The 14,106-nt window shown below is 40.1% G+C and carries 11 protein-coding genes; 7 read left to right on the forward strand and 4 right to left on the reverse strand.

Annotated features, from left to right (window positions below; genetic code table 11):
- The first annotated feature begins 43 nt into the window (after nt 1-43).
- The gene (locus H6679_03195; GenBank protein ID MCB9493254.1) at nt 44-2,062 is read left to right on the forward strand and encodes a hypothetical protein; all 2,019 of its coding nucleotides are present in this window, start codon (nt 44-46) and stop codon (nt 2,060-2,062) included.
- Between the two features lie 66 nt (nt 2,063-2,128).
- Here the strand turns inward: H6679_03195 and H6679_03200 are convergent, their stop codons facing one another.
- Nucleotides 2,129-2,446 (reverse strand): thioredoxin family protein, encoded by a 318-nt coding sequence (locus tag H6679_03200; GenBank protein MCB9493255.1) that lies wholly within the window; start codon nt 2,444-2,446, stop codon nt 2,129-2,131.
- Nucleotides 2,447-2,472: 26 nt separating this feature from the next.
- A complete protein-coding gene (gene trxA / locus H6679_03205) occupies nt 2,473-2,793 on the reverse strand; it encodes a thioredoxin (GenBank protein MCB9493256.1) in 321 nt (106 codons plus the stop codon).
- A gap of 394 nt (nt 2,794-3,187) precedes the next feature.
- Here trxA and H6679_03210 point away from each other — a divergent pair, with 394 nt between their 5' ends.
- The 3 genes from H6679_03210 (at nt 3,188) to H6679_03220 (ending at nt 5,627) form a co-directional block, all read left to right on the forward strand.
- The gene (locus H6679_03210; protein ID MCB9493257.1) at nt 3,188-3,928 is read left to right on the forward strand and encodes an ABC transporter ATP-binding protein; all 741 of its coding nucleotides are present in this window, start codon (nt 3,188-3,190) and stop codon (nt 3,926-3,928) included.
- 19 nt (nt 3,929-3,947) lie between these two features.
- The gene (locus H6679_03215; protein MCB9493258.1) at nt 3,948-4,733 is read left to right on the forward strand and encodes an ABC transporter permease; all 786 of its coding nucleotides are present in this window, start codon (nt 3,948-3,950) and stop codon (nt 4,731-4,733) included.
- A 108-nt stretch (nt 4,734-4,841) separates the two neighbouring features.
- Nucleotides 4,842-5,627, forward strand: coding sequence for an ABC transporter permease (locus H6679_03220; protein MCB9493259.1), 786 nt, complete (start codon nt 4,842-4,844; stop codon nt 5,625-5,627).
- A gap of 25 nt (nt 5,628-5,652) precedes the next feature.
- Here the strand turns inward: H6679_03220 and H6679_03225 are convergent, their stop codons facing one another.
- A complete protein-coding gene (locus H6679_03225) occupies nt 5,653-7,725 on the reverse strand; it encodes a hypothetical protein (GenBank protein ID MCB9493260.1) in 2,073 nt (690 codons plus the stop codon).
- 150 nt (nt 7,726-7,875) lie between these two features.
- Here H6679_03225 and amrB point away from each other — a divergent pair, with 150 nt between their 5' ends.
- Together amrB and H6679_03235 are read left to right on the forward strand one after the other, a co-directional pair.
- Complete coding sequence (gene amrB, locus H6679_03230) at nt 7,876-9,540, forward strand: AmmeMemoRadiSam system protein B (protein ID MCB9493261.1); 1,665 nt, start codon at nt 7,876-7,878, stop codon at nt 9,538-9,540.
- Nucleotides 9,541-9,550: 10 nt separating this feature from the next.
- On the forward strand, nt 9,551-10,759 hold the full coding sequence (locus H6679_03235) for an NAD(P)/FAD-dependent oxidoreductase (GenBank protein MCB9493262.1): 1,209 nt from the start codon (nt 9,551-9,553) through the stop codon (nt 10,757-10,759).
- Here the strand turns inward: H6679_03235 and ruvX are convergent.
- Nucleotides 10,756-11,172, reverse strand: a complete 417-nt coding sequence (gene ruvX / locus H6679_03240; GenBank protein MCB9493263.1) for a Holliday junction resolvase RuvX — start codon at nt 11,170-11,172, stop codon at nt 10,756-10,758. The genes H6679_03235 and ruvX overlap by 4 nt on opposite strands.
- Nucleotides 11,173-11,267: 95 nt before the next feature.
- Between ruvX and polA the strand changes: the two genes are divergently transcribed.
- On the forward strand, nt 11,268-14,021 hold the full coding sequence (gene polA / locus H6679_03245; GenBank protein MCB9493264.1) for a DNA polymerase I: 2,754 nt from the start codon (nt 11,268-11,270) through the stop codon (nt 14,019-14,021).
- Nucleotides 14,022-14,106: the final 85 nt, after the last annotated feature.

Raw genomic sequence — 14,106 nt, forward strand, 5'->3', positions numbered from 1 at the left:
AACTTTTTCTGAAATTATGTTTATTGTTTGAAAGGAATTTTACATGCAACGAATAATGCAACCTTTGGCGAGCACGCTGTTTTGCTTAGCGGTATTTGTGTCTTGCCTACATGCACAAGATACTCAGGGAACTATGAGTAACCCCCAAAGTCTTGATTTAGGCAAAAAACCGCCTCTTTTTATTGAAAATGGTGATTACAAACTTAATTTTGGTGGTAGGGCTTGCGTAGAACATTATTACCAGGACAATATTTATCTCTTGAATGGATGTATGCCAGATGAGAACGAATACTTCAAGCATACGGTGGATACGTCCTTACACTTTGTGTACGGAGAAAAGAAGTATGGACATAAGGCTGTACAGGCATTTACTGCTTTGCGTAGTAAGGGTATTTGGGGTAAGCCTGCATCGTTTTCAGATCGTGAGTCCGGGCCAAACAGTCCATCAGAAGTAAAAATTAGCGACTCACTGGTTGGAAGTCACTCTCACACCACCGGTAAACCTTTGATCTGGGCAAAAGAAGCGTGGCTTCAGTTTAGTTTAAATGCAGCCATTGGTTACCACAGCCCTCTAGTTCATACCCTCAAACTAGGGTATTTCCCATTTGATCTAGGAAGAGGTATTGCTCTTGGTTCAGCATATGGTTTGAATAAAGAATTTTTGGGTTTGTATTCCTACCCTGAAGACAAGGCTCCTCCAGGCATTTTGTTACATGGGGAATTTTTCAAAGACCGTTTTGCCTACGATATTTACTATGCAAAGTTTGAAGAACGTAGTAAAGGACTTTCGGACACAATTAATACAGTTAACGCGCACATAGTTGGTCGTCGCGAAACCCCATGGCGTGGTGTGAATAAAGATGATGAATTGATTGCTGGTCGCATTAAGGTCAAGCCCGTTTATGATCACGATAAAATTGGAACATTAGAGCTTGAACCGTATGTTTTTTATAATGCTGCGTCTGATCAAAAAGTGGAAATAGCTCCTGACTCAAAATCACAGTGGGGTGCTTTTGGTATTGCGCTCGAGCATAAGGTTAAAAACTTTGAGTGGGGTGGAGAAGTTGCGGTTAATTATGGTCATGAAACCTTGTTTCCCATTGATCGTAATAAGTCACAGATTAAGCGTACAAGGGCTTCAAATGGAGAAGAATTTGCTTATTTGACCGAAGAATATTCGCATATTTTACAAAAAGGCCTAGTTACATCTGACCCTAATATGACTATTAATGCTCCTGTAACACAGGTGAGCGAAGAGTATGCACTTAGGTCTGGACTTGACTGCAAAGGTAATATTGAAGTTCCTACAGACGGTAAATTCGATGATTTTTCTAATAAGAGTGATCGTTTTATAAAAGGTTATGTTAATAAGTTTACCGGATGGATGGGGGTCATTGATGCTGCCTACACCTTTGAGGATATCCACTTGACTGTTGCAGGTGCATATGGCTATGCATCGGGAGATAAAAGTCCGCATTCAGAGGAAGTAAATAAACGTTATGGTGGATTTAATGGGTTGCACGAAGTGTATTCTGGTAAGCGAGTAAAAAGCGTTATAATTTTGGGAGAGCGCTTTTTGAAAATGCCAGTTACCCTTGTTGGGGGAGAGCGCGAAGCCATCGTAGATGTCACATTTAGTGATATTGCATATGCTGGCGTGAGTGCCCTGTGGAAACCCAATACCCGGGTTAAGGGTCTAAAAATTAATCCAAACCTACTGTTTTATTGGAAAACTAAGACATCTGCAAAATTTGATGCAGAGAAGGGTGAGGCATCAACGACAGAAAAAGCGCGTAACTTTATGGGAACGGAATTTAATATAATGTCGTCGCTGCAGTTATCTAAAGATCTCACTATGGCTTGCAATACTGGATTATTTGCTCCAGCTGGCTACTTTACTGATATTAAGGGTGTCCCGCTTGATAAAAACTTTTTTAGGCGTTTGGTTAAAACCCCAGCGAATTTTGGTGTCCTTGAAGCAAATGAGACGCTTGCAAAGCTATATTCACTTGGCAATGATACGTCATATTATTTGAAAGTTGGCGTAGAATACAAGTTCTAGAAAATAACACAAAAAAGGAAGCCGCTTTGCAAAGCTGCTTCCTTTTTTGTGTATTACTGTGTCTAATCAGCCTAGGCTGGCTTCAATTTTTTTCTTGAGATTATCTTTACTCATCGATCCGTTCGCCCTGCCAACTTCATGACCATCTTTGATTATAACAAATGTCGGGACTGAGGCGACGTTCATCTGGACAGCGCTTTCGCGTGAATTGTCAATGTTGTATTCGGCAAATTTGCAGCTTGACATTTCTTCGGCGAGCTCTTCAAAGACAGGGGCCATCGTTTTGCAAGCGCCGCACTCCGTTGCAAAAAACTTGACCACAACTGGGGTGCTTGATTGCATGACCTCTTGGTCAAAGTTTTGGTCATTTACCGCTTTGGCCATTTTCCTCTCTCCTTTTTTGTTAAGGGTTATTTGAAAATAGTTTCAAGCTTGTCTTTAAGAACCTCTTTGCTCATGTAGCCAGTTTCGCGAGCAACAACCTCGCCGCCTTTAATGAACAAAAAAGTTGGAATTGAGCTTACGCTATGCTGGATGGCAATATCACGGTCGTTGTCAATGTTAAGTTTGGCAAAGGTGTATTGTCCTGATAATTCCTTTGAGAGCTCATCAAAAATAGGCTCTATTTGTTTGCATGGTCCACACCAGGTTGCAAAAACGTCTACGATAACGGGTTTTTCAGATTTAATGACTTCTGTTTCAAAGTTTTGTGAGTTAACGACGACTGTCATATTAAGGTTCCTTTCTAAGAGCTATAAAAATTTGATTTAACAACGTTGAGCTATTCAGCGTAGGCAATTTTATGTGGTTTGTCTATTTGTTGCTTGCTTTTTGCAAAGGTCCTTGCTAGATTTAAAACGTTGAGTATATCTCTTCAACAATGTTTTACGCTAGGAGCTCGTCATGATAGTCACATTCCTACTCATCAAGCCAGTCTAGCCTTTTCGTTGCTAGATACCCCCTTTTTGCACCTTTATCAGGTGTGAAATTGTTTTTTTATTCAATCTCAAATATATGTTTTTTGCATCGACTTGCTTTGAAAGTTAAGGGTGTTTTTTGTTACCATTTAATTTGAAAAGCTTGGGGTGCTTTGCACATACAAAATTTTTATCGGAAGGTTCATAGATGAACGATGTCTTGCTCAAGATTGAGGGCATTAAAAAATCATTTGGCTCAAAAGAGGCACTTAAGGGGGTTTCCCTTGATCTCATGCATGGAGAAGTGTTCAGCCTGTTGGGTGTTAATGGTGCGGGAAAAACTACCTTGTCGTCAATTATTGCGACGCTAACCAATCCAACAGCGGGCGACATAACACATAAGGGTAAGTCAATTTATAAGGATATTTGTTCTTATCGTCGACTTATTGGATATTGTCCACAAAAGCCAAATTTAAATGGTCTGTTGACCTTGAGAGATAATTTAGTTTTTGCGGGAAAATATTTTGGTATGAGTAAGGGTGAGATTGATCAGCGTATTGATGAGTTGGCTTCGACGTTTAGTATTAAGCAGTATCTAAATGATTATGCCCATGTACTTTCTGGTGGGTATAAGCAGCGTTTTGTTTTTGCGCGTTCACTTATGCACAGTCCTAAGCTGATTATTTTGGATGAACCTACAGTTGCATTAGATCCACACATTAGAAAGAACTTATGGAAATATATCAGCTTGATCAAAGAGCAGGGTGCGTGCGTCCTTTTGACAACACACTATCTTGATGAGGCTGAGGTGCTTTCTGACAGAGTTTGTCTTTTATCTGATGGTGTCGTAAAGCTGATAGATACACCAAAAAACTTAATGGCGACATTTCAAAAGGGCAAGCTAGAAGATGTCTTTTTAGAGCTTGTGAAAGATAGTATTGAAGAATAATTGATGTTAGAGGAATAGTATGATTACGCGTCGGGAATTAAGTGTTTTTTGGCATCTTTTGTCAACGGACCTTAAAATTTTACGGTTTCAAATTGCAGATAAACTCATTGATATGTTGATTTGGGTTATTTGCGGAGTGATAAAATCGGGCTTTATTTTACCCGCTTTTGGAGTTTCCAAAGAATTTGGAGCATTCGTACTTGTTGGTTCATGTGCAACTGCAGGACTTTTTGAGGTATGGCCAGCGGTGATTGGTATGGTGTCAGATTTTACTGGAGAAAAAGTAATTTCTTACTATTTTACGCTGCCAATGAGGTCGTGGTTTGTATTGCTGAGAGCCGTTGTGGCATATGCTACTAATGCGGCATTAATAGGTATTTTTGTATTGCCAGTGGGGAAGTTGATACTTGGTACTGCTTTTAATTTTGCAAACTTTAGTTTTATGCGGTTTTTATTAATTTATGTGCTAACAAGTATTTTTTATGGTGCGTTGACCATTTGGCTTGCGAGTTTTATGAAAGATATTTCAAAAGCTGGAAGTGTGTGGATGCGTTTTTTGTACCCTCTTTGGATACTTGGAGCATTCGAATTTTCGTGGGAAATGATGTATAATTTTTCACCTGTTGCGGGCTACTTGAGTTTACTAAACCCATTTATTTACGTTATGGAGGGCATTCGTGGTGCTGTTTTAGATTGGCAAGGATCAATTCCATTTCCATTCTGTGTATTAGCATTACTTACGTTTTCGACATTATGCGCTGCTCATGGAATTGTACGCTTGAAAAAACGACTTGATTTTGTGTAGTATTTTTTTGTAATAGCATGATTTCTTAAAGGTTGTAGCGGTAACAAGGTTTCTTGTTGCCGCTTTTTACAGGGCTTTATAACGGCATTTTAGCCAGGGGACATGGCAATGATTACATTGCGTGAATGGGGTGTATTGTGGCAGCTCATCAAAACAGATCTTAAAATTATTAAGTACCAAGTCATGGCTCGAACCATTGATGCGTTTGTTTGGGTCATGTGTATGATCATTAAGTCTGAATATTTGTTGCCACTTTTTGGTATATCAAAGTCATTTGGGGCATTTGTCTTAGCTGGTTCATGTGCGACAGCGGGGCAGTTTGCAGTATGGACTAGTATCGTTAATATCCTGACAGATATCTCAGGTGATCGAGTTATTTTTTATTATGCAACTTTACCAATTCCTGCCTGGATGGTTTTTTTGCGTATCATTATTTCGAATGCCATTAATTCATTTATTCTGGGGTTGTTTGTGCTGCCGCTAGGTAAGATTTTTTTAGGTCATCAACTTAATTTGGCATCAATATCAATTTTTAAATTCGTTTTAATTTATATCTTGATTAGCGCTTATTACGGTGCCTTTGCCTTATGGTTAGTTTCATTTGTGACCAGTGTTTCACAAGCTGCTAGTATTTGGATGCGTATTTTATATCCCTTATGGATTTTAGGAGCATTCGAGTTTTCCTGGAAAATGATATGTGATGCTTCGCCAGTTTCGGGGTATGTTAGTTTGTTAAATCCGTATGTGTACGTTATGGAAGGTATGCGTGGTGCAGTTTTAGGCTGGCCCGACTCCATACCGTATTGGAATTGTGCGTTAGCGCTCACAGGTTTTATCGTTCTATTATCTTGGCATGGCATTAGACGCCTGAAAAAGCGACTTGATTTTGTATGATAAAAAGAAAAAGCGGTGGTGAAAGCTACCGCTTTTTTGATTGTGCAAAGTAGTGTAGGAATTGTGGGTACAACTTCTCTTCAATTCCAAGTTGTTCAATGGCGGTCCAGTCATGTGCTTTTGCCTCTGCAATACGTGAAAAACGATTGAGCCAGATGCCGTGATGGTGCTTTTGGATATAATCAATAAGTTCAAAGTCCTGTGTTTTTCGTATTTTTGAGAGCAGTAGAACGCTTTGATGATCAGTGTTAATGCCTGCATCTGTAAACCATTTTTGCCACGGAGCAAAGGTCGTGTTAAAGCTGAGCAGATGGATTGGGTAGTTGTTTGAACATAGTCCCTTTAAAAAACCTTTGTAAAACCAGCTAACAAGAACGATTGGCACGTAACACATGATTCGGCAGTTTGGTATTTGTTGAAGAAAGAATTGTTGCAGTTCTGTGCCAAGTTTTTCAGCCTTTTGTTCCAAGAATGAAAAGTATTGTTTGCTCAGGTGCCTGCTCATCAAAAAGGTTATTTTTTCGTTAATGGTTTTGGCTTGAGCGTTCAGCCCTCTTGATGAAAGAAAAGATTGGAATAACCAGTCTTCAAAACCCATGATGGTGCTAAAGGTTCCGGTTTTTTTTCGACAATACATTTCAAGGTCAAGTGCAATGCCGGAGATGGGTATACTATTGTTTACATCGGCTTTTCTATAGTTTTGTAAGAATTTGGTGAGCGGTATTTTTACTTCATTATTCCAAAATGTTGGGTCAACTGGGCTTGGGATGTCTGGATAACTGTCACCATAAGCATCGACTGGACAGGGCTTGGGTAAGTTTTGGTTGTACAAATTATTAGCAATCTCAAAACCAACGATAAGCTCGGGTGTCTTTTTATTTGCCTCCTTGCTTTGTTGTGAAAGTTGTTTGCAAAAATGTGCGCACGATGTGATAAATGTTTGTGCCTTTTCTTTGCGTTTTGCGATAGGGCTGTAGTACTCGTGTGGATTAAGTGAGATCCACAAAGCATCTAGGTTGCCATTTACAATGTAGTTAATGAGACTGTTTTGTTCTTTTTCTTTATTGTCATCCTCAAATATGGGAATCTCCATCCACGCTGTTTTTTTGACGGTATGCAATCGTTTATCTGCAGGTTTGAGCGTATATGCCAACAAGGCGTGAGGTAATGGGGGTTTAGAATTATTTTTATGCCAGGCGTGGAGTGCTTGGGGAGCTTTATTTTTTGCGATGAGCAAATGGCGTAGCTCCCACAGCATTTGATGGATACCTTCGTGTATGCCGTTTTTAATTGTTTCATTCATTGGGCAGAAGTGCATATTTTCGCTGATTCCAGAAAAGTTTATGAGAGTTGAGTTTGCTAGTAATAGATGGTTATTTTGGAGTGGACTATGCCAGTACAGAGCGTATGGTAGTTGTTGTTGCGTTGCATGGGGCAAGCGGGTGGTATGCTGTGGGAGCAGATGAAGTCTTCCTGTTTGATCGGTCATCGGAACATGTTTATCAAATAACGTGCCTGGTCGTGGTGCTTGTAAGGTGGTGTGGTATGGACATGGCCGTGTTTCAAGCGGTCGTGTTAAAAAAATATTTGCGGTGTTAAAAAAATTGATTAGAGAATTTTTAGCGGCAGTGTTGAGGTTAGTTGTCTGAGTAAAGACATCAAAGTATGTAAAAATTGGGGCCAGTGCTCGTACTACATTGCCGTTTGTGGTGCGTAGGCTAGGGAAGAAAAGCATGGTAAGTTTGTTTTGTTGCCTTGCGTGATGGCCCAAAAGAGTAAGTACTTTTTGTGTAACAGGTGAATTATTTTGCATACCATATAAAAACTTGTGATTCATAACAAGCCCGAGACCTTGGTAGCGGCTGAAATGATCGGCATGCATGTCCAAGTCCATGATTTCATCTAGAGCAAAATAATCTACTGTAAAACCTATTGAATTGGCCATATCGATAAATGGCTGATAGATTTTACTTTCTCGTTCGCTGCAGTCGAGGAGAGCGATAGTGTGGGTAATTTGTGTAGATACCTCTTTTTCTGCAAGTAGATTGTTAGGAGTGCACAAAAAAATGTATATCAATAAAAAAATAGATTTTCTCATCTCTCACCCCAAATTAAATATAATTTTCAAATATAAAATATTTTATATTTTCATCATACTGCATCTGGGATTTGTTTCACAACAATTTTTTTTTTAAGCTAAAGAACTGTTGGTTTTGTACGTTATCTCTTTCAAGAAGGGAGTGAGGTAGTGAAAAATATGCTTGGATTTGTCGTATGTAGTCTTATTAGTTTGCATGCTTTACCTGCATGTCAAAAGCAAACCAAACAAGAAAGCATTGAAGAAAAGGTGGTGCAAAACGCTCACCTTGCGGGAAGTTGGTATAGTGCAGATAAAAAAATACTTAATGATGAGCTAGACCAGTACTTTACTCAAGCGCAGCAAGATTTTGCTGTCGCAGTGAGCTCTGAAAATGTTAAAGCGCTGGTTGTTCCTCATGCTGGTTATTTTTACTCAGGGTTATGTGCTGCGACGGTTTACCAGACACTGTTAGAAAAGGGTAATGGTCATATTGAAAGTCGTAAAAACAAAAATATTAAACGCGTTGTCATTTTGGCGCCAAGTCATAGGGTATTTTTGCATGGTATAACTTTGCCGACATATACGCACTATCAGACAGCTTTGGGTGAGATTGCTGTTGATCAGGAGGCTGTTAAAAAGCTGAGGAAAGACAAGAGTCAACTGTTCCGACCAAAGGTTGATGTGTATGGGCAGGAGCACTCTCTTGAGATGCAGTTGCCTATGCTGCAAAAAACGATCGATGAATTTGAAATAGTTCCACTCATTGTAGGGCACTTGCATGATGCTGATTACGCTCAGGCGCAACAGGCACTGAAAAAAATTATTAACGATCAAACGCTTGTGTGTGTAACTTCTGATTTTGTGCATCATGGCAAGTCATACGATTATGATCTTTTTTCAGAACACATTTTGGATAATGTTAGAATTATTGATTCAGCCTTAATTCAGGCAATTCAGGCACAGTCATTTGCCCATTTTCATGAACTTGTTTTCCAAACGCATGCTACGGTATGTGGACGAGAGCCGCTGAAGGTCTTATTGGCCTTACTTGAGACCAAGGACTTAGGCGAAGTTGATGCCCATTTAACTTCCTACTATACCTCGGCACATGTTAAGCGTGAGCGTGATCAAGGGCTTGAGAGCGAAATGATTTTTGAACAAGTACCTGATCTGCATGCCGATAATAGTGTAAGTTATGCAGGGATTGTTTTTGCAGAAAAAGAAGCTGATCGTTCGCCTGCTCAGGAGTCGTTAGCGGCAATTTTAACTGACTATGAGAAAAAAACGCTTGCAAAGCTTGCTCGTAAGACTTTGGAAAATGAGTTTGTAGACAAAAAAAGAGCAGTTCGTGATCAGCTACTTGCGCCGATCAAGAGTAAGGGGTTGACGCAGGTGGCAGGAGCGTTTGTGACTTTGAATAAAAAAGATGGTAGTCTGAGAGGGTGTATCGGTAATATTGTTGGACGAATGCCTCTCTATCAAACCGTTATTGAAATGACAAGAGCTGCGGCTTTTAATGATACTCGTTTTGAGCGAGTTCAGGAAAGTGAGCTGAGTAGTATTAAGCTTGATGTTACGGTGCTTTCTGTTCCGAAAAGAGTTGAAAGCTATCAAGATATTGTCATAGGTAAGCACGGGGTATATCTCAAGCGTCTTGATGAGCAGGGTAATGTAATCACTTCATCGGTATTTTTGCCTCAAGTCCCTGTGAATTTCGGCTGGGATCGTAAGTCGACGCTTGAGCATCTTGCTCAAAAGGCTGGCCTAGAGAAGGACGGTTGGCAACAAGATTGCATATTTGAGGTGTTTGAAGGTTTTGAAATTTGGGAATGATTAAATCATTATGAAACAACGACATATCATCATCGGAGTAAGTGCAGCAGGCCTTGGTGCTGCAGTTAAGTTACGTGCTCTAGATAAAGATGTAGAAATTATTTGTTTGAGTGCCGAGCAAGAAATGCCTTATAATCGTTGCTTACTCGCTGATTATTTAGCGGGTAGCAAAGATCAAGAGGCCGTACGTACGAAAAAAGAAGATTTTTTTCAGCAAAATAAGATAGAGCTTATGCTTGATGCGCGGGTTGCTCGACTTGATAGAAAAAATAAACAAGTCATTTTGCACGATGGTCGTGAGCTTACGTATGATAAGTTGCTCATTGGGTCTGGTCGTAGTATTCGATTGCCGGAACTTGAGGGAATCGACGGGTTGGGTGTGCATCCTTTTTATAACCTGCATGATGTTACTAAGATTTTGAGTTTTGTCAGGGCCCGTGATGCTAAACACGTCACAGTTGTTGGAGCTGGACTTTCTGGTCTAGAGTGTGCAGACGCGCTTAAAGACCATGGCGTTAGTATTCATATCATTGAGCGAGAGTCTAAGTTATTGTCTCGTCAAATTGATCAAGGAGGCTCAGACTTTCTAATTGAACTGGCAAAAAAGCATGAGGTCAATCTTACGCTTAATACATCAGTTGAAAAAATTGATATCAACGAAGATCAGTTTGTTAAGGGTGTTTGCCTAACTTCTGGCAGTTACTTGAAAACAGATATGGTTGTTTTTGCCATTGGGGGGCGACCCAACAGTGACTTTGCCAAGCAGGCAGGTATTACAACACATTTTGGTGGCATTGTAACCAGCAAAACCATGCAAACAAATGATGAGGATGTTTACGCAGCAGGGGATGTGTGCGTGGTTACGGATTTATTGACCAAAGAATCTGTACAAACGTGCCTGTGGCCAGACTCTGTTATGCAAGGCATGGCGGCTGCTTATGGCATGGTGGGACAAAAAAAGATCTATCCCGGCACGTTAGTCGTGACCAGTTCTCATATTTTTGGGACAACGTTTGTTACAGCTGGGCCTGTAGCAGATCAAGGTCATAACTTTAAAGAGCTTATTCAAAAAAATTTTAATTTTTACCATAAATACCTTGTCGACGACAATAATTCTCTTAAAGGTTTTGTTATGATTGGTAACGTGAGCAATGTGGGTGCTCTTCGTAAGAAATTACTTGATGGTTCAGGTTTTGATCTAAGCCAACTGGGTACTTAGCGCATCATGGCTTTATGGTCAAGGTAACTTTGTAGAATGAAAGCTGCAGCTCGGGCGTGATTTAGTAGTTTGTCTTCTTTGCTTGATTTTGCCAGTTCGCTTGCTCGCTTGCTGCTAAGTCGCTCGTCCCACAAGATCCACTTTACGAGGCGCTTGTTTACCTGACTAAATTTTTGTTCGAGTTTGTTTGCTAGTTCGACTACTTTGGCGGTTTGCTCGCTGTCCTTGCCTTTCATCGTAATTGGCTTGCCAACGATAACAGTGCCAATAAGCTCTTCTTTAATGGTGTTTTCAACAAAAGCCTCGAGTTCTTCTAGCTTAACAGTCTTGTATGGCTTACAAGTGATGCCGAGTGGGTCTGATATGGCACTGCCAATCCATACATCACCAAGGTCTAGTCCAAGTATTTTCATTGATTGGGTTCCTTTGTTTTTATGTGTGTTTTTGCTACATTAAAGCAAGTTTTTTCGATTTAATGGTCAGATGCATAAATGTGAAAGGTTTTTGCGTGCATAGAATAAAGAAAGACGCATTATTTGTGGTAGATGGTTCATACCTGTTGTACCGTTCATTTTATGCAATAAAACCATTATACACATCAAAGGGACTTCCGACTAATGCAATATATGGATTTGCTCGTGCTATAAAAAAGATGCTTGATCGTTTTCAACCACAAAACATTGTTGTTGCCTGGGATGCAAAAGGTAAATTGCAACGTTCAGAGGTTTATGCGGAATATAAACAGACTCGTCAGAAGCCGCCAAGTGATTTGTTTGAGCAGAAGGATTATATTATTCAAATGCTTGACCTGATTGGAATGTGTCAAATTGCTGAACCGGGTTATGAGGCCGATGATATTATTGCAACACTTGTTAAGGAATATAAAGATACTCAGGTTGTTCTTGCTTGTCCCGATAAAGATGTTTATCAGCTCCTTTTTCAAAATGTGTTGATATGGGATGTATTCAAAGACCGCATCATTAACGCGGACGATTTTAAGCAAGAAAAATCTTTTGGATTTGAAAAAGTGCCATTTTACTATGCACTGGTAGGCGATAGTTCCGATAATATACCAGGTGTACGGGGTATTGGTCCGAAGGCCGCTACTGAAATAGTTCAGCAGTTTGATAGTCTTGATGATTTGTATAAAAACCTAGATAAGATTGATAAACCGCGCAGGCGGCAGTTGCTTGAGGAAAATAAAGATAATGCTTACCTAAGCCATGAGCTTTTCACGTTGGTGTCCGTTCCCATAAAAGTAAAAAAGAGTGACTTTACTTTTGACAGGAATGCCTGGGCGAAAGCGCGTGATTTTTTTGTGGAATTTGAGTTTGCCTCATTGGTCAGAGATGTGGACAGAGAGTTTGGGGCACCGACACAGAGTTTGCAGCAAGCAGGTCAGGAACAACAAACGCTTTTTGACCAATCTCACGATCAATTAAAAGCAAAAAAATGGAAATGTATTATTGTCCAGACAATGGAGGGGTTAGATGAGTTATGTGCAACGTTAAAAGAAAGTCCGTGGTGTGCAGTTGACACCGAAACAAATGGGCCGGACGCTTTGCAAGATGATTTGGTTGGTTTTTGTTTTGCAGTGAATAAAAAAGAAGCTTACTATGTTCCAGTTGCTCACAAGCAGGGGCAACAACTTGACTTGAAGGTAGTCACTAATCGACTCAAGCCTATCTTGGAAAGCAAATCATCCAAGTTGGTTATGCAAAATGCTAAATTTGATCACTTGGTCTTAGCCCGGCATGGTTTTTCTTTGCGCCCTGTGGCGTTCGACACTATTCTTGCGGCAAATCTGGTGAGAAATGCCTGGCAGAAAGTGGGACTTAAAGATTTATCAGCCTTCTTCCTTAAAGAGCCGATGCAGAAGTACAAAGATGTTGTTGGTAAGGCTAAGTCGATAGCCGATATTAGTATTGAACATGCTGCGTTATACGGTGCCCATGATGCGCTGCAAACATTTAAATTGAAATCGGTTTTAGAAAAAGAGCTTGGAAAAGATTCTAAGCTTAAGTCAATTTTTACTACCATTGAAATGCCCCTTTACATGGTTCTGACAAAAATGGAGCAGCATGGGATTATGCTTGACACTCAAAAGCTGGCAGTAGTGAGCAAAGAAGTTGATGCAGAGCTTGAAAAAATTGAAAGCAAGATTTTTGCGGCACTTGAAGAGCATGACAAAAAGCCAATAGCAGTTAACCTGAAGTCACCTAAGCAGCTTGAACATCTACTCTTTAATGTACTGGGTCTGCCAATAGTTAAAAAAAGTAGTAAAGGGAGCAGATCCACTGATCAAGAGGTTCTGCAAGTTCTTGCCAAACAACATCCTATTCCCGGGATGATTTTAACGCATCGAGCTCTGACCAAGCTTAAAAATACCTATTTGGGGCCGCTACCATCGTTTATCAATCCCCAAACAGGCAGAATACACACGTCATACTCGCAAACACAGGTAGCAACAGGACGATTATCAAGCAATAATCCAAACTTGCAAAACATCCCCGCTAGTGAGGGGTATGGCATTAAAGTGCGTTCAGCATTTGTTCCACCAGAGGGATGTGTGTTTTTGTCAGCAGATTACTCTCAAATTGAACTGCGTGTCTTGGCTCATTTAAGCAAAGATCCCCTTCTTATTGAGACGTTTAAAGAGGACCAGGACATTCACCGGGCGATTGCGGCACAGCTTTTTGATGTGTCGGTTGATAAAGTTACCCATGAGCAGAGGCAAATTGGCAAGCGTATTAATTTTAGCATTATGTATGGTATGACGCCGTATGGGTTGTCAAAAGATCTTGGAATTTCTATGAGCGAAGCGAAAGATTGTATAGATAGGTATTTTGAACAATATGCAAAAGTAGGTGAGTGGATGGAGAGGGTTGTTGATAAAGCAAAAGAGTTAGGCTATACCCAGACCTGGAAAGGTAGAAGGCGGTATATTCCAGAGCTTGCAGAGCAGAACAAGACATTATTTGAGGCTGGTAAGCGTGTTGCGATTAATACTCCGGTGCAAGGTACGCAAGCAGAAATTATCAAATGTGCAATGATAGAAATAGATCGTGTTTTTGAGCAGCACAAGCTTGCATCTAAGATGATTCTTCAAATACATGACGAATTGGTTTTTGAAGTAAAAAACAACGAGTATGAGCAGGTAGAAAAAGTAGTTAGGCAGGTGATGGAAGGTATTGTTGACTGGGAAGTAGCGTTAAAAGTTACCATTAGAAAAGGTAAAAGCTGGGGAGACGTAACAAAATAATTTTGACTTTTTTCAAAAACTGGGCAGAATATATCTATTCTGAGTGCTTGAGCCTTCTTTGGTAAAGGCATCGGATAATCATAAT

The sequence above is a fragment of the Campylobacterota bacterium genome (assembly GCA_020633995.1).
GTDB lineage: Bacteria > Babelota > Babeliae > Babelales > RVW-14 > JACKCO01.